This window comes from Blautia sp. AF19-1 (assembly GCF_003479155.1).
Lineage (GTDB): Bacteria > Bacillota > Clostridia > Lachnospirales > Lachnospiraceae > Fusicatenibacter > Fusicatenibacter saccharivorans.
Genome location: NZ_QUGQ01000004.1, coordinates 147148 through 163300 on the forward strand (window position 1 = coordinate 147148; position 16153 = coordinate 163300).

Annotated in this window: 16 protein-coding genes and 1 pseudogene; 2 read left to right on the forward strand and 15 right to left on the reverse strand. The window is 49.5% G+C overall.

Features of this window, described 5'->3' with window-relative positions; translation table 11 throughout:
• Positions 1-103: 103 nt before the first annotated feature.
• From DWX26_RS03905 to DWX26_RS03925, 5 genes and pseudogenes are all read right to left on the reverse strand, one after another.
• Complete coding sequence (locus DWX26_RS03905) at positions 104-763, reverse strand: YkgJ family cysteine cluster protein (protein ID WP_055220439.1); 660 nt, start codon at positions 761-763, stop codon at positions 104-106.
• A 20-nt stretch (positions 764-783) separates the two neighbouring features.
• Positions 784-924 (reverse strand): annotated as a pseudogene (locus DWX26_RS03910) (glycoside hydrolase family 2 TIM barrel-domain containing protein); the annotation flags it as partial.
• Positions 925-1039: 115 nt separating this feature from the next.
• Entirely contained in the window at positions 1040-1735 is a 696-nt protein-coding gene (gene tsaA, locus DWX26_RS03915) for a tRNA (N6-threonylcarbamoyladenosine(37)-N6)-methyltransferase TrmO (protein ID WP_118600906.1), read from the reverse strand.
• Between the two features lie 207 nt (positions 1736-1942).
• Positions 1943-2362, reverse strand: coding sequence for a hypothetical protein (locus DWX26_RS03920; RefSeq protein WP_055227913.1), 420 nt, complete (start codon positions 2360-2362; stop codon positions 1943-1945).
• A 319-nt stretch (positions 2363-2681) separates the two neighbouring features.
• Positions 2682-3293, reverse strand: a complete 612-nt coding sequence (locus tag DWX26_RS03925; protein ID WP_118600907.1) for a DedA family protein — start codon at positions 3291-3293, stop codon at positions 2682-2684.
• Between the two features lie 576 nt (positions 3294-3869).
• Between DWX26_RS03925 and DWX26_RS03930 the strand changes: the two genes are divergently transcribed.
• Positions 3870-5330 (forward strand): DUF1846 domain-containing protein, encoded by a 1461-nt coding sequence (locus DWX26_RS03930; protein ID WP_118600908.1) that lies wholly within the window; start codon positions 3870-3872, stop codon positions 5328-5330.
• An 89-nt stretch (positions 5331-5419) separates the two neighbouring features.
• On the opposite strand, the gene DWX26_RS03935 is transcribed toward DWX26_RS03930, so the two are convergent.
• Together DWX26_RS03935 and udp are read right to left on the reverse strand one after the other, a co-directional pair.
• Complete coding sequence (locus DWX26_RS03935; RefSeq protein ID WP_118600924.1) at positions 5420-5851, reverse strand: cytidine deaminase; 432 nt, start codon at positions 5849-5851, stop codon at positions 5420-5422.
• Between the two features lie 41 nt (positions 5852-5892).
• Complete coding sequence (gene udp, locus DWX26_RS03940) at positions 5893-6669, reverse strand: uridine phosphorylase (protein WP_055220432.1); 777 nt, start codon at positions 6667-6669, stop codon at positions 5893-5895.
• Positions 6670-6875: 206 nt separating this feature from the next.
• Between udp and DWX26_RS03945 the strand changes: the two genes are divergently transcribed.
• A complete protein-coding gene (locus DWX26_RS03945; RefSeq protein WP_118600909.1) occupies positions 6876-7763 on the forward strand; it encodes a DegV family protein in 888 nt (295 codons plus the stop codon).
• 233 nt (positions 7764-7996) lie between these two features.
• On the opposite strand, the gene DWX26_RS03950 is transcribed toward DWX26_RS03945, so the two are convergent.
• The 8 genes from DWX26_RS03950 to DWX26_RS03985 form a co-directional block, all read right to left on the reverse strand.
• A complete protein-coding gene (locus tag DWX26_RS03950) occupies positions 7997-8569 on the reverse strand; it encodes a VanZ family protein (RefSeq protein ID WP_118600910.1) in 573 nt (190 codons plus the stop codon).
• Positions 8570-8574: 5 nt separating this feature from the next.
• Positions 8575-8829, reverse strand: a complete 255-nt coding sequence (locus DWX26_RS03955) for a helix-turn-helix domain-containing protein (protein ID WP_243030511.1) — start codon at positions 8827-8829, stop codon at positions 8575-8577.
• Positions 8829-10028, reverse strand: a complete 1200-nt coding sequence (locus DWX26_RS03960; RefSeq protein WP_117760621.1) for an ATP-binding protein — start codon at positions 10026-10028, stop codon at positions 8829-8831. Before DWX26_RS03960 ends, DWX26_RS03955 begins: the two co-directional genes overlap by 1 nt.
• 137 nt (positions 10029-10165) lie before the next feature.
• A complete protein-coding gene (locus DWX26_RS03965; RefSeq protein WP_158580584.1) occupies positions 10166-11602 on the reverse strand; it encodes a lipopolysaccharide biosynthesis protein in 1437 nt (478 codons plus the stop codon).
• Between the two features lie 128 nt (positions 11603-11730).
• Entirely contained in the window at positions 11731-12078 is a 348-nt protein-coding gene (locus DWX26_RS03970; RefSeq protein WP_055227906.1) for a hypothetical protein, read from the reverse strand.
• The gene (locus DWX26_RS03975) at positions 12050-13618 is read right to left on the reverse strand and encodes a BCCT family transporter (protein WP_055220419.1); all 1569 of its coding nucleotides are present in this window, start codon (positions 13616-13618) and stop codon (positions 12050-12052) included. Before DWX26_RS03975 ends, DWX26_RS03970 begins: the two co-directional genes overlap by 29 nt.
• Entirely contained in the window at positions 13608-14339 is a 732-nt protein-coding gene (locus tag DWX26_RS03980; RefSeq protein ID WP_055227904.1) for an NTP transferase domain-containing protein, read from the reverse strand. The genes DWX26_RS03975 and DWX26_RS03980 overlap by 11 nt, the downstream gene beginning before the upstream one ends.
• Positions 14327-16105 carry a phosphotransferase gene (locus DWX26_RS03985; protein ID WP_118600912.1) on the reverse strand — a complete coding sequence of 593 codons (1779 nt, stop codon included), beginning with the start codon at positions 16103-16105 and terminating at the stop codon, positions 14327-14329. The genes DWX26_RS03980 and DWX26_RS03985 overlap by 13 nt, the downstream gene beginning before the upstream one ends.
• Between the last annotated feature and the right edge of the window lie 48 nt (positions 16106-16153).

Sequence of the window (16153 nt, forward strand, 5' to 3'; positions counted from 1 at the left end):
TTGATTTTCTATGTCCTGCAGCCTTTGCTCCACCGATACAAAGAACAGCAGCCGCTGGTTCTGTTTTCGAACCAACGGCTGCTGTCCTGTTTCTGTTTATTTTTCAGTTTTTCCCTGCCGCTTCCATCCGCGCCGCAAACTGCGCATAGAAATCGGTCTTTGTGTCATACGGAAGCAGATAAAACAGCTTCAGAATTCCCATGCTGATCTGTTGCCGCAGCGCGTCATCCTCTGTCCTGCGCGCCTCGTTCTGTTTTTCTTTCAGATAATAATGCCATTCGTTCGTAAACGCTTCATACTTTCCGAGCTCCGGCGTGTCGAGCCAGCGGCGGACTTTGACTTTTGTCTTATTCTCCTTCGGACATTCGCTGACCTGAAGAAAATAGGAAAACGTTCCGTTCTCATACAGCCGTCCCAGCGGAAACATCCGGCAGAAGCCCGGCCGCGCATCGTGAATGCTGCACCGGCCCTCATCATTTAAGAAACTGCACTGGTCTGACTGCTCCGTCATTTTCAGATGCGGCAGAATCACACCGTCCACTACGCGGAGTGAAATATATCCCGCCGTCAGAATCTCCTCCATCGTTTTGCCGAGTTTTCTCTCGAGCCGGTAAAGATCCATCGGGTCGAGCACAATCGAGTCGCCCATCCCGCGGCAGCAGGCGGAGCATCCGCGGCAGTCGTCGCAGCCCACTTTTACCATATCATTCGCTCCATATCGTTTTCCATCTGAAATCTTGTCTATATCTACGTTCCGTTCCATACTTTCTTCCTGTCTGTTCTTTATTTTTTATACTCAAAATCCGGAATCTGATGCCATCTCTCCCGGAAATAATGTGCCGCCAGTTTCGGCTTGCGGTCGCGGGTGAAGATTCCCTTCTTGTTGCCCTGCACGCGCAGGAGACTCTGGCTCGTCGCAAAGTCCCAGATGCCCGAAAGGTCACTGACAAACCGGGACGGTGTCATACTTGGATATAACATACTTTTGTTTCCTTCTTCTCCATTTTTCTTGTATGTCCCCCCTGTTTTTCCTGCCGGTTTACGTTCCGGCGTGCTCTGCCCCCACGACATGCAGCACCTGGTCCTTTACCTGAAATTTGATTTCCATTCCAGCAAAGGAAAGCCCGTAAACACGCTCTTCGCTGTTCTGATACGACGGGCGCGGGTCCTGCTCCAGCACTTTTTTCAGTGCCTCCCGGCGGTCCGCCGGAATTTTTTCCAGCAGCTCATCCGGAATTTCAACGGGAATAAAGTATTCCTTCGTCTTTTCCGTAAAACTGCCAAGTGCCTCCGCATGGCTGTCCACATGCGGCAGATACGGTTTGATGTCCAGAATCGGCGTGCCGTCCATCAGATCTGCCCCCGACAGATGAAGCACCGGCCCGAGTGCCGGATGCTGCTCCACACGCTCCAGCTTTACCGAAGAAAGCCCGATCGGATTGGGCCGGAACGGAGAGCGCGTTGCAAATACACCGACCCGCTTGTTTCCGCCAAGCCGCGGCGGCCGCACCATCGGTGACCAGGTGTCGCGCACAGCCTCGGAAAACTCCCAGATCAGCCAGAGATGGGAATATTCCTCGATGCCGCGCAGCGCATTCGCATCGCGGAACTCCGGTTCAAAGACGATCGTACTCTTTAATTCTTCAATCAGCCCGCTCTGCCGCGGAATCCCGAACTTTTCCGGGAAATCCGTGTGGATCCGGGCAATCACTTTCACTGCAATTTCTTCTGCCAAAATGGTTTTCTCCTTTATCCTTACCAGACTCTGAATAGGTTTATTCTAACATTTTGCCGGAAAAAAGTCCACCTGCCAGCCGGCGGTTGGCGGAAAAGTGTCAGAAAAGGACGGATTTCTCATAATTTGCAAATCCGTTTTTCTATCCTATGACCGCAAAAAAAGAACAGGAACCGTTTTGCTGTTCCGATTCCTGTTCTCTCCTCTTTATGCTCCAAGTTCCCGCATGCCTTTCAGCAGTCCTTCAATCTGTTCTGCTATTTCTTTTACTTTCGCTTCCAGTCCCAGCAGTTCCTGGCGGTACATCTGATTTTTCTCTGTCGTATCAAAAGTATGTACCGTCTGAACCAGAAACGCTCCCGCCTTCGGCTGAAGTTCATCCGGCAGGTGCGTTTCCTTTAAGCGGATCCGAAAGCTTTCCAGATCATTCCCTGCAGCCCTTAAATACTGATTCATGTGGATCCCTGTGTGGCGCATCATCGCTCTGCCCTCGCCGCGTACCTTTGCGTACGTTCTCTGGCTTTTGGCTGCGTACAGTGTCATCTGTACATACATCAGACTGGTCAGTGCCTTTTCTCCGGTCATTGCTGTTTCGTATAATTCTTTTTTCACTCTCTCGCTGCTCATACATTCCTCTTTCCGCCACTTTTGTTCCGCTGGCAACGGTTTGGATTGCTCCGGCAGTTCATGTTGTCTTTGGTATTCAGGAGTATAAAAAAAGACTCCTATCATGACGACTGCCACAATAAAAGTCTTGCGTTCTCATTTGATACGGACGTCTCTCGACATCGGCTGACGATTTCAAACCCACTCGGGATGCGTTTTTGTTTCCCGCGGCGTTTCGCTACTCCCTTTTACTTGTTGATGTGTATATTAGCACACTTCCTGTCGAATTGCAAGTATATTTTTTACATTTTGTCCCTCATTTCATGCAACTTACGTTTTTTCATTTGTGTTTCTTCCTATATAAATGCACCGCCGGAAAGCATACCGCTCCGGCTGCCAGCACGAGAAAAACGATATCTGCATACATCTTCACATATCCCGCCGCCTGCTCCCACGCCACACCGACCGCAGCACCGGTTCCGACGAGAAGAATGTTCCACACCGTGCTTCCGATGATTGTAAACAGCAGAAATTTCGGCATCTCCATCCGTGCCATCCCGGCGGGGACGGAAATGAGGCTTCGGATGATGGGAATGCACCGGCCGAACAGAACGGCCCGCTGGCCTTTCTTCTGAAACCATGTAATCGTTTTCCAGGCATCCTCCGCGTGAAATCCGAGAAGCTTCATCGGGCGGCTGTCGAGCAGTTCACTAAGGCTCTCCGGGCTGACAAGCGTTCCCGCTCCATAGAGAACCAGCGCCCCGAGAAGCGATCCTGCCGTGGATGTCAGCACAACGCCCGCCGGATGCAGACGGGTGCATGTCGTCAGAAAACCGCCGAACGTCAGAATCACCTCGGAGGGAATCGGCGGAAAGACATTTTCCACGGCAATCAGAATCAGGACGCCGACATATCCAAAGCGGTTGACCATATCCAGGATTACGTTCTGCAAGCTTTCTCCGTTCCAGCAGCTCCGCACCGTTTTGAGACCTGCGGCGTTTTCCCGTCTCTGTTCCGCGTCACGGAATCGCTGCTTTTTCCTTCTTCCCCTGCATTCTATGCACCGCCGCCCCTCTGCATGACCCCTTTTTCCGCCAAAACTTTCCTCTGTTTACGATTCCGTCAGATTTTCTTTGTTTTGTTTTCATCTTCTCTTCAGAAAAGCTTTATCTCATGTACACATTCTGGTCACAATTTTTCCGTATACTAATCTCATCAACAACGAAGGAAACAAACACAAACCTCCATCGTTTTTCTATAAATTTTAACCAGGAGACAGCAAAGCACCCTTGGAAGCATGTCTCCAATGCCAACCTTTCTAATAGATAGATTTCTTTTTCATACCGCCGGGGCCCTAACAAGTCCCGGCCTCTCTCCTTTTTGGGAGATTTTTTTATTTTCAGCTCTTTTTTTCCTTAATTTTCTAAAGTTCCCACGATAATTTTTTCTTGCACGGGACTTTTCCGTATAGTAAAATGAAAACAGTTGTTTTTAACAGACACCATGGATAAAAAGGGAGAAAAATACCATGAAGATTGGATTTGACAATGAGAAGTACCTGAAAATGCAGTCTGCGCATATCCGCGACCGCATCAACCAGTTTGACAACAAGCTGTATCTGGAATTCGGCGGAAAGCTGTTCGATGATTTCCACGCATCCCGCGTTCTTCCGGGCTTTGCACCGGATGCCAAACTGCGCATGCTGATGCAGCTCTCCGACCAGGCTGAGATCGTAATGGCGATTTCCGCAGCAGATATTGAAAAAAATAAAATCCGCGGCGACCTCGGCATCACCTATGACAGCGACGTGCTCCGCCTGATTGATGAGTTCCGCGGACGCGGCCTCTATGTCGGCAGTGTTGTCATCACGCAGTATTCCGGACAGCACAGTGCAGACGCTTTCAAGAAGAGACTGCAGAAGCTCGGCATCCCGGTTTACATTCACTACACGATTCCGGGCTACCCACATAATGTGCCGCTGATCGTGAGCGATGAGGGATACGGAAAGAACGAGTACATCGAGACAACCCGCCCGCTCGTTGTCGTTACCGCACCGGGACCGGGAAGCGGAAAGATGGCAACCTGCCTTTCCCAGCTTTACCATGAGCACAAACGCGGTGTAAACGCCGGCTATGCAAAATATGAGACCTTCCCGATCTGGAATCTGCCGCTGAAGCACCCGGTCAACCTGGCTTACGAGGCTGCTACCGCCGATCTGAACGATGTCAACATGATCGACCCGTTCCACCTCGAGGCATACGGCGTGACAACCGTCAACTACAACCGTGATGTCGAGATTTTCCCGGTTCTGCGTGCGATCTTCCAGCAGATCTTCGGCGAGAGCCCGTACAAATCCCCGACTGACATGGGCGTCAACATGGCCGGAAACTGTATCATTGATGATGAGGCATGCCGTGAGGCTTCCCGTCAGGAGATCATCCGCCGCTACTACACTGCTGTGGACGGTATCGCAGACGGCTCCCGCTCCGAAACTGAGGCTTACAAAATCGAGCTTCTGATGAAACAGGAAAACATCGTTGCCGCAGACCGTACCACCGTTTCCCCGGCTCTTGTCCGTGCCGAGGCGACCGGCGCACCGGCCGCTGCCATGGAACTTCCGGACGGACGCGTCATCACCGGAAAGACCGGCGATCTGCTCGGATCGAGCGCGGCGCTTCTGCTGAATGCATTAAAAGAGCTCTCCGGCATCGACCATGACGTACATGTTCTCTCACCGGAATCCATCGCTCCGATCCAGACCCTGAAAACCAAGTACCTCGGAAGCAAGAACCCGCGTCTTCATACCGATGAGGTTCTGATCGCGCTGTCCGCTACTGCTGCACAGAGCGAGGATGCACAGAAAGCGCTGTCCTGCCTGCCGCAGTTAAAGGGCTGCCAGGTACACTCCAGCGTTATGCTCTCTGACGTGGACCGCAAAATGTTCCAGCGTCTGGGATGCGATCTGACCTGTGAGCCGAAATTTCAGTAAATAAAAATTGTTTCACCTAACCTAAAAAAGTCCAGGTGGATACGGCTTTTCCGTATCTGTCCTGGACTTTTTTAGGATTGAAACTTATGTTATAAATTTTCTTTTCCGAATCCCATCGGCAGCAGCTCCTCAAGTGTCATTTCATTCCAGGAACCGTCGCCCTTGCAGAGGAGAACGAGAAATTCGTTCGGATCGACAAATTCCCGCAGGACCTGGCGGCAGACACCGCACGGTGTGCAGAAATCCTCCGGCTCTGCCTCTCCCGGGCCGCCGCAGACGGCGATCGCGTCAAATTCCGTTATGCCCTCGGATACGGCTTTGAAGACCGCGGTGCGCTCCGCGCAGTTTGTCGGTGTATACGCCGCATTTTCAATGTTGCAACCGGTATAAATCGCTCCATTCTTTGCCAGAACCGCCGCGCCTACGCGGAATTTCGAATACGGCACATACGCAAATTTCCGCGCTGCCAGAGCCTGTTTTACCAGCTCCTGTTTTATTTCTGTACTGATTTCCTGTTTCATATCCAGCATCCCCTTTCCAGTATCCCCTTATTTTTTCTTTCTTATTTCTGATCTTCCCGGATCAGAATCCGCAGTGCCTCGATGGCTACCTGAATCGCCCCTTCCGTATCGTGCGTAATGTGGTTCTCCATGCCGCGTTTCACTCTCTCCTGATTTCCCATCACAAGAAAATCCGATCCGGCACGGACGCCGCGGGCACTTGCCACGATAAAGAGTGCCGCCGATTCCATTTCTGACGCTTTGCATCCAAGCTTCATCCATGCATCCCATTTTTTCAGCAGCTCATCGCCGACCGGCATCTGCTCCGGGTCGTGCTGGCCGTAGAAGGAATCCTTGCACTGTACCACGCCCGCATGCCATTTTTTCCCAAGATTCTTTGCCGCCTGCACCAGCGCATTCGTCACGGTAAGGTCTGCGACTGCCGGGAACTCGATCGGTGCGTATTCCTTTGACGTTCCCTCCGCACGGATCGCTCCCGTTGCCACCACGATATCGCCGCCCTCTACATCGAGTGCCATACCGCCGCATGTTCCGACGCGGATAAACGTATCGGCGCCACACTGGATCAGCTCTTCCATCGCGATGGAAGCCGACGGACCGCCGATGCCGGTAGATGTAACAGAAACCTTTACACCGTCCAAAGTACCCGTATAAGTCACAAATTCCCGGCTGTCTGCGACGAGCACCGGGTTCTCAAAGTAAGCTGCAATTTTTTTACACCGTTTGGGATCTCCCGGCAGAATCACGTACCGTCCCACATCGCCTTTTCGGATCTGCAGATGATACTGCAGCCCTTCTTCTCCTGAATAATTCTGCATATGCAAAAACCTCCTTTGTAATTTCGTATTCTCATAGTTCTATTCTACCACAGGCCGCATCGCAAATACAAGGCTTGACACCATTTCGCTTTCCCTTTCATTACGGATATAATCACGTTCCGCAGTTGCCTTTTCCCATTCGGGATGCTACAATAGGCACAGAAACCAGAGTTCTTACTTTCATTTTTACAAGGAGGGATTATTTTATGAGTTCCTATGTCATCAGCTGCTGCTCTACGGCAGACCTTACCGAAGAACATTTCTCCAAACGGGAAATCTCATACATCTGTTTCCATTACAAATTAAATGACACCGAGTACGCGGACGATCTCGGCAAGTCCATGCCGTTCGATCAGTTCTATGCCGCCATGGCCGCCGGCGCTTCCACGAAAACATCCCAGGTGAATGCCGATGAATTTGAAGCCTATTTTGAAACATTCCTGCAGGACGGCAAAGACATTCTCCACGTCTGCCTCTCCTCCGGCATTTCCGGTGTCCTGAATTCTGCGATGATCGCCAAAGCCAACCTTGAAGAGCGCTACCCGGAACGGAAAATCCTCATCGTGGATTCCCTCGGCGCTTCCTCCGGCTATGGTCTTCTGATGGACCGCCTTGCCGACCTGCGCGATGAAGGAAAACCGCTGGAAGAGGTTTACGATTTTGCGATGAAAAACCGCCTCAAAGTCCATCACTGGTTCTTCTCCACGGACCTCACCTTCTACGTGCGCGGCGGCCGCATCTCCAAAGCCTCCGGCGCAATCGGCGGCTTTCTCGGCATCTGCCCGCTGCTCAACATGGACAACGAAGGACGGCTGATTCCGCGGTTCAAAATCCGTACGAAGAAAAAAGTCATCAAAAAAATCGTCGACCAGATGGAAGAAAACGCCGAGGGCGGCCTCTCCTACTCCGGCAAATGCTACATTTCCCAGTCCGCCTGCTACGAAGATGCGCGGGCCGTTGCGGATCTTATCGAGGAACGCTTTCCCAATCTGAACGGAAAAGTCGAGATCAACAACATCGGAACCACCATCGGCAGCCACACAGGGCCGGGAACCGTGGCATTGTTTTTCTGGGGGAAAGAACGGGTGGATTAACTCTCCTGCACTTCCATCTATAGCAAGACCCGAAAATAATGCAAAAAAGGCAGTGCTGCAGAGCGCGAATTGCAAGGAACAGATTTGAAGGCGTACCGGGGTACGACGAAAATCTGTGACGCAGTAATTCACGCTCTGCGGTGCTGAATTTTTTGCATTATTTTCGGGTCTTGCTATAAAAACAGGGAAGAAAAAAGCTCTGTCCATTTGGGCAGAGCCTTCTTGTTTTCCTTCTATTCTTCTATCTTCCCTCTCCAACATTTCCGCACCAGTGCAAACACCAGATACCCGATGGCTGCTCCAAGCGTATTCGTCACAACATCATCTAACTGGCAGAAGCCGCGCTCTGTTAAAAGCTGCACAGTTTCCAACATCATGCTCGTGGCAAATGCCGCATACACACAGTACCACCATCTCCGAAGAAACGGCACCGCCGCCGGCAGTAATGCACCGAACGGCAGAAACAGCAGAATATTTTCCACAAAATACCGGTCCGGCAGACGCTGGTTTCCCCAGGTTTCAAACAGCTTCAAATCCACACCGGTTCTCGAACCCGGTTCTCTCGAAAGCAGTGTAATCGAAATCAGCATGGCAAAATAGACGGCTACCAGAAACCACGCCAGAAGCTGCCCGCCGTGCAGCGCACGGTACTGCTCCAGCCGTTTCCGTTTCTTCTGGATCTGCTGATTTTTCCACGCCGCCGCAACCGTCACAAAGCCGACACCGACTGCAACCGCATGCGGCAGATACCGGAATGTATCAAAAATATCCTGTTCAATCGTTGTCAGATAAAGAGGAATTGCCATTTACATCACCTTCCGTATTTTCGCGGCTGATCGGAAACACCCGCGAGATAATCGAGACTGCAGTCATACAGCTTTGCCAGCGTAATCAGACAGTCCAACGGAATCTCACGGATGCCTTTTTCATACCGGTTGTAGGTGTCCGGGTGACTGAAAATCTTCCGCGCCGCCTGTGTCATCGAGTAACCGCGTTCCAGACGGAGCTCTTTCAGCCGGATCAGCATTTTCTCCTGCTCCGGCGTTTCTTCTATTTTTCTGTGCATTACTTTCCTTCTTTTTCCTGCTCCGTTTCCGCCGCTGCTTTTTCTGCCTCCGGCACATACCCCGGATTGTCGTCGTATCCTTCCAGGAAATTGTGGCGGATGCCGTGCTGCTTGTAGCCGACCACGGTGTCAATGTTGACATTTTCGACACTGCGGAAAATATTGCTCTCCACGAACGGATTCACCTTTTTCAGGTTTTTGATCAGTTCCTTGATCTCCACGCGTTTTGAACGATTCTCCTCGTTATTGCAGGTCGTGCAGGTATCGGTAAACTTGCAGGCACACTGGATGAAATGCAGACCGTTATAATCTCTCCACGCCTTGATATCATCCTCGCGCACCAGATACAGCGGGCGGATCAGCTCCATGCCCTCGAAGTGGATGCTGTGAAGCTTCGGCATCATCGTCTGCACCTGCGCACCGTAGAGCATTCCCATGAGGATTGTCTCAATGACATCATCGTAATGATGGCCGAGTGCGATCTTGTTGCAGCCAAGCTGCTGTGCAAAATGGTACAGATGGCCGCGGCGCATTCTCGCGCAGAGGTAACACGGCGAATTTTCGACATGGTAAACCGAATCGAAAATATCGGTCTCGAAAATCGTGATCGGAATATGGAGGCTCTTTGCGTTATCCTCGATCACCTTGCGGTTCTCCGGGCTGTATCCCGGGTCCATGACAACGAATTTTACTTCGAAATCAAATTTATTGTGAAGCTTTAACTCCTGAAAGCATTTCGCCATCAACATCGAATCTTTTCCGCCGGAAATACAGACAGCAATTTTATCGCCCGGTTTTACCAGCTCGTATGTGTTGATCGCTTTCGTAAATTTGGACCAGATCGACTTTTTGAATTTTTTGCGGAGACTCTTCTCCACGTCTGCCGCCTTGTCCTGCTCCTCCGGCGCGCTCATCACATCCATCAGCCAGGCGATGTAACCGCCCTCCAGGCTCACAGCGTCCCAGCCTTTTTCCTGTAATTCTTCCGCCGCTGCGACACTGAACCGGCCGCGGCTGCAGCAGATAATCGTCTTTTTGCTCCGGTCAATCGCATCACTTGTCTCGATTTCTTCTGTCTTCATCACAAGCGCTCCCGGAATCGCGCCGTGGGAGATCTCTACCGCATCGCGGATATCGACGATCTGATAGCTTGACGGATCGAGCTCTTTTAGTTCTTTTATTGAAATACTGGTACTCATGTAATTTTTCCTTTTCTAATTTAAATGCCTTACTTTTCTTCATTCTTTCATTGTATCGTTTTTTCTGTGACTGTCAAGAAAAAACGCGCAAAAACGGGGAGTCTCTGAACATTCGTTTCAAATCCTCCCCCACTTTTTTATTTCTTCCGAATATCCGCCATCGTCTTCAGCAGAAGTTCTTTCTTCCAGAAGACCAGCCCTGCACTTGCGAGCAGAATCGCGTAACGCAGGATCCTGTACGGGAAAATAAGATTGCAGATGATGCTTGCTCCAATCAGAAAAGCGGAGCACGCCACAAGAAATCCTGGACTCATCAGATTTTCCTGGATTCCTTCGTTCACCAGAATCCGTTTGCTCACAATGTAATGGCCGACTGAATACAGCATATAGCATGCCAGCGTCGTGTAACCGGCCGCGATGTAACCGAACAGGCGGATAAAAATAAAGTTCAGCACCACATTCGCTCCTGCCGCCGCCATGGATGCAGCCATCAGAAACTGTGTTTTTTCATAATAAAACTGCGGCATCGAGAGAATATTATAAATGAAGATAAAGAACACACTCGCTGCCACCGGCGGAATGACGTACACCGCCTCGCGGTACTTCGGTGATCCGAAAATCAGCACCAGCTCCGGGCTGATCAGCATCAGCGCCACGGCTATACCGACCACTACAACACTAAGAAGCTGCAGCACCTTCCGCATTGAACGGATGTCGCCCTTTTTGATCTTGCTGTACATCCACGGTGTCAATGCACTGTTCATACCACTGATGAAAAGCTGCACCAGCATACCAATGCTGTACGCCAGCCCGTACAGCGCAACCTCCGTCTTTCCGACCATCTTGTCGATCATGATGCGGTCGCCCTGATTCAGGATAATACCGGACAGATAATGCGGCACAATCGGAATTCCGATCCGCAGTGCGTAGCCCCAGTATTCCTTCGAAAAGAACTCTTTTCCTTTGCAGAACTGGAACACAATAATCGGCACGCAGATACAGATCTGCACTCCGACGATACCCAGGATCCTCATCATGGCCGTACCGCCATTCATGCGGATCAGCACCAAGCTCGCAATCGGGTTCATCAGCGCCTGCAGAATCGTCACACAGACCAGAATCCGGTACCGATACTCAAACCGCTGCCGCCCCGACCAGTAAGAAAGCGCCGGACTCAGCAGCGCTTCCAAAAACATCAGCAAAATCATGGATTTCGGCAGATTTAAAATCTTCTCCCAGAAACCCGATGTAAAATAATACAATGCAAAAACCGCACCCGTAATCACAAGCGTCAGTCCCTGCATTGCAGATGTATATTCATCCCGCTGCTTCTCGTACTTTGCCATCGCATTGTCATAAACACCATTAAATAAATACAGCGATGTCATAATCGTCAAAATCTGCAGCCAGGACAGATAAACCGTATAGGTTCCGTACTCCTCGGTGCTCATCAGACGCGTGAAAATCGGAACTGTGATGAACGAAATGCCCTTCTGTAAGAAACTGCAGATCGTAAACCAAAGCGCCGCCTTCGCCTGGACGGAGAGAGAACGGTATTTTGAAGTAATGTTCATGTAAAATAGAACTCCTTGCTGTTGGTTATTTGCGTGTTTTATGTTAACACAAAATGGGGGGGACTGCAAGAGGAACATCCATTAAAATCCCCCATGGTTGAACGCTTCCATTCAACCATGGGGGATTCTCACTGCTTTATGTGTTTCGATTCCCAAATGTCATAGGTATCCCTTCTTATTTTTAAATCTTTAATGGATACCCATTCATTTCCAGCCAGCATCGCTTCTTTCACACGATTCTCCAGAACCGTATACAATTCATACTCCGTTCCGCTGAACTCATCGCCTTCATCGGCCCCGTATGTATCAATCCCGGACTCATCCTGCTGTGGTTCCATGGGTTTAATATCGCCCGTCGGCAATGTAACATCCTCATTTTCGTCCGCAAACGCCTTTTGCGGCATCACAAAAATGGATGCCGCAAGCAGAAACAAAAATGCTGTCAGTTTAACGATTCTCTTTTTTCTCCTCTCCATGCGCTTTTCCTCCCTGCAATTCTTCTAAATACAGTTTTGCATCTTTTAAGAAGCTGACCGCAATCATCACGATCACAATGCCGATCGGAAATGCCGCTACGATACTGACAGACTGCAGACTGTTCATGGAACTCTCTGCAAAAAGAAGTGCAATCGGAAGCAGGATCAGCAGGATACACCACATCAGCTGAATTCCTTTTGCCGGCTCTTCGCCGTCTTCCAGTTTCCGGTAGCTGTAGCACGATGCCGTCAATGCGATCGAGTCGAACGATGTCGCATAAAATGCAACCATCGTAACTAATACAACAACCATAATCAGCGGTGCACACGGCATGGTTTTGATCATCGACACAATCAGATGATATAAATCCCCATTTTCATTATACTGCGAAATGAAATCAATTGCACCTGAAATCTGCTTTCCCATCGAATAATTTCCAAGAATAATAAAGCTGACAAGCGTGGAACCCACACCAAAACCGTATCCGCCGAGAATTGTCTGGCGCACGGTTCTTCCGCGGGAAATGCTGCCAATGAAGAACGGTGCTGCCACACACCATACCATCCAGTATGCCCAGTAATAAATGGTCCAGTTCTGTGGGAAGTTTGTCGTACGCATCGGGTCCGTATACGTTGATAAGCTGATAAAGTTCTGAATCATTTTTCCAAGAGAAGAAAATCCAGTTTCAATAATATACCGCGTCTCTCCCCCAAACAGCAGGACGAAGGCAAGGAGTCCGAAAAACAGATAAATGCACACCTTGGCCAGAATGCTGATTCCTTTGAATCCATGCAGAAGAGAATAGGTATAAACACAGCAGGTGATCAGAAGAATGATAATATTAATCACAGTTCTGCTGACTTCCATATGGAACAGCTCGCCGATGATTTCCGCCATCAGCGGAGTTGCCACACTAAAAGTGGTAGCAGTTCCGGCCAGCAGTGCAAAGACAGCCAGAAGGTCAATCAGACGGCCGCCAATTCCATCTGTCTGTTTTCCCAGAATCGGACGGCACGCCTCGCTGTATTTCTGACGGTTTCGTTTTCTTACATGAAGCATAAAGCCAAACGCAACAGCCAGTACCAGATAGAATCCCCACGGGATAAAGCTCCAGTGAAACAGTGGAAATACGCCTGCCCAGTCCTGAATGCTGCCAAGTTCTGCGATGTGAGGATCTGTTGCGTACAAAATCCACTCAGAGAACGAATAAAACAGAATATCTGCTGCCAGACCACAGGTAAACATCATGCATCCCCATGCAAAAAAGGAATATTTTGGCTTCTCATCCGGCTTTCCAAGCACAATATTTCCGTATTTGGAGCCTGCCAGAAACAGAGACAGAAAGAAAATGCCAAGTCCGATGACCAGGTAATACGTTCCAAAGGTGTCTCCAAACAGAAATCGAATCTGGCCAAGTACCTGATTCGACTGCTCCGGTGCAAAGAAAAATACGATACATAGAGCAACGATCAGCGCCAGAGGCACCAGCGTGATCATCCAGTCGATTTCTTTTTTCTTCTGTTGGTTCTTACTGTTCATTTTCTTCCCTTTCTGCGTAATCCGCATACGATGCATCGAGTGCAACAAGCTCGCTGAAATTGTCTACTTCTATGATATCCTCTGCCTTCATTGGCCGGATGCCAAGCTGATACTCTTTCGGGTAGCAGAACATTGCCACATCGTCCCAGTAAATCTGACGGTTTTTCTTTACTTCAAACTCCTGCTCCAGATGGCCTTTTAACCGCTTTCCATCTTCTGCTGTCCATCGGGAAATGCTGTAGAGCTGCCAGCCGCCCTTTCCGCCGGTTCTGCTGCAGCCTGTTACAATGCCGTTTTCCACAGTCTGCAGCCACTCGTCGGTCTCATCATCGGTCCACACGCTGTTGTAACCGGATCGCTCAAACTCCGGAGACAGAATTTCCGGGTGATAGATGATCTGGTCGCCGTCGAGAATAATGGCATTTTCCAGATGTTCCCGCGCCACATACAGCGATGCAATGTTATTGCAAGTATCGTACCATGGATTATCAATCAGTTTCAGGCCCGGGTACTCCTCTTCCAGTGTCTGGAACTGTTCCTTGAGGTAACCGACTACCACGTAAATTTCTGTGATTCCGTTTTTGTGCAGTCCATCGATGACGGTATCGATCATCCGCACACCGTTTACCCGCACCAGCGGCTTCGGCGTTTTTAACGTTACCGGCTTCATCCGGTTTCCCAGGCCTGCCGCCATAATAATGGCGCGCTCTACTTTGTACATATTTCTTTTCCTTCCTCTCCCAGTTCCTGCTGGACAATTTTGTAATAATCTTTTGCGTAACGGTACTGCCGCAGGGAATACTCTCCGAATTCTACGCCTAATTTCCGTTTATACTCGCACCAGTTGCTCCAGAGCAGGCCGCAGACTGCGATGTAGCAGTAGATTTTTATGCGTGTTCTGTCGTCACAGTTTCCTTCAAAATAAAGATCAATCAGATGATCCACCTGCTCTTTTTTGTAGAGAGAATAGATACAGAACATTGCGATATCCACATGCGGATCCTGCATTCCGGCGTATTCCCAGTCGATCAGGCGGATCTCCTCTTTTCCGTTTTCTTCCACAAACAGAAAATTGTCCGGCACGGCATCAATATGAGTGAGCACCCACTCTCCGGCATTTGCTTCGATGTAATCCTTTAACTGAAGCACATGCGCTTTCGTCTTTTCGTAATCTTTATATGCTGACGGAGTTCCTTCCCAGAGGCTTTCATAGTATTCCATCTGTCCGAACAGGTCGAAGGAATGGTCTACTCTTAATTTCTGCCCGTGAAACTCCCGCAGTTTCTTCATGCATTTCTGAAGATCTTCTTCCTTTTCTGCATCGCAGACCCGCGCACCTTCGAGATATTCTGTGATTTTGTAGCCGTTCTCCGGGTTAATATAAGCAATCTCATCACAGATCCTGCGGCCGGCGATCGTCTGATATACAGCGGCTTCCTGCCTGCGGTTGATCAACTGATCGGTTCCCTCTCCCGGAATTCGCATAATGTATTTTTTATCTTTACATGAGAATAAAAATGATCGGTTTGTCATTCCTTTTTTCAGAACTGTAATGTTTGTTACTTCGTCCTGCTGTGCTCCAAGTGCTTCACAGATCACCTGAATGGCATCCGTCTGCAGCTGGCTGGAATCGCTGTCAATCTCACGCAGCTGCTCATAAGTATTAATTTCTACGGCATCTGCTGCATGTACAACACGGGCGGTCACAATCATTCTGTCTTTCCGGTATAAGGTTTCCTCCCAGAACGCTCCGTCGTATCGGGAATCTCTTCCCAGTTCTTCCAGACGCTCCCGCACGATCGCTGCTTCCGCTTCCAATAGATAACAGATACCAATCATGGCGTTTCCGCCAGCCTGCTCTTTCTGTACAACCAGCTCCTGCTTCCGGTTTACACGAACGGTACTGTCATCATCTACCATATCACTGACCATGTACCAGGAATATAATTCATTTCTGCTGTATGGATTCTTTTCACACCAGATATCACAGGGAATGATGTAGCTGTTTGATAAATGATCTGCCGCCGTTTTCAGGGAATGCAGATTGTTTTTCGACGTATAATCCGGAGCAACGATCAGGTCTACGCCGTATTCATCGATCAGATATTCATACTGCTCTTTCATAAATCCGACAACGATGTAAATCTCTGTAATGCCGACTTCATGAAGCTGACGGATTGTGCACTCAATCAGCCGCTCTCCTTTGATTTCCAGAAGTCCTTTCGGTGTCTCTGTATTAATCGGAACCATCCGCATACCAAATCCAGCGGCAAGAATAATGGCGTTTTTCGGCGCTTTTTCTTTTGCTTCACGCAGTGCCTTTTCTGTCGGACGGATCTCTTCATCCAGGTAACCTTCTGAAATCAGCTCCTTAAGCGAACGATTAACAATACCAAGCGAATGGCCGGTCTGTGCGGCAAGGATACGCTGATTGATGAAGGGTTCTTTTATCAGGTTGTTCAATATATCTTGTTTTGAGTTGTTCATATACTTCCTTCTTTCATTTTTCATGAACTTTTGTTTTCGATTATACCA

Coding starts and splice junctions, on each gene's coding strand:
- DWX26_RS03905 (WP_055220439.1), bottom strand. CDS start 763: ATGGAACGGAACGTAGATATAGACAAGATTTCAGATGGAAAACGATAT.
- DWX26_RS03920 (WP_055227913.1), bottom strand. CDS start 2,362: ATGAGCAGCGAGAGAGTGAAAAAAGAATTATACGAAACAGCAATGACC.
- DWX26_RS03930 (WP_118600908.1), top strand. CDS start 3,870: ATGAAGATTGGATTTGACAATGAGAAGTACCTGAAAATGCAGTCTGCG.
- DWX26_RS03935 (WP_118600924.1), bottom strand. CDS start 5,851: ATGAAACAGGAAATCAGTACAGAAATAAAACAGGAGCTGGTAAAACAG.
- udp (WP_055220432.1), bottom strand. CDS start 6,669: ATGCAGAATTATTCAGGAGAAGAAGGGCTGCAGTATCATCTGCAGATC.
- DWX26_RS03945 (WP_118600909.1), top strand. CDS start 6,876: ATGAGTTCCTATGTCATCAGCTGCTGCTCTACGGCAGACCTTACCGAA.
- DWX26_RS03950 (WP_118600910.1), bottom strand. CDS start 8,569: ATGGCAATTCCTCTTTATCTGACAACGATTGAACAGGATATTTTTGAT.
- DWX26_RS03955 (WP_243030511.1), bottom strand. CDS start 8,829: ATGCACAGAAAAATAGAAGAAACGCCGGAGCAGGAGAAAATGCTGATC.
- DWX26_RS03960 (WP_117760621.1), bottom strand. CDS start 10,028: ATGAGTACCAGTATTTCAATAAAAGAACTAAAAGAGCTCGATCCGTCA.
- DWX26_RS03965 (WP_158580584.1), bottom strand. CDS start 11,602: ATGAACATTACTTCAAAATACCGTTCTCTCTCCGTCCAGGCGAAGGCG.
- DWX26_RS03970 (WP_055227906.1), bottom strand. CDS start 12,078: ATGGAGAGGAGAAAAAAGAGAATCGTTAAACTGACAGCATTTTTGTTT.
- DWX26_RS03975 (WP_055220419.1), bottom strand. CDS start 13,618: ATGAACAGTAAGAACCAACAGAAGAAAAAAGAAATCGACTGGATGATC.
- DWX26_RS03980 (WP_055227904.1), bottom strand. CDS start 14,339: ATGTACAAAGTAGAGCGCGCCATTATTATGGCGGCAGGCCTGGGAAAC.
- DWX26_RS03985 (WP_118600912.1), bottom strand. CDS start 16,105: ATGAACAACTCAAAACAAGATATATTGAACAACCTGATAAAAGAACCC.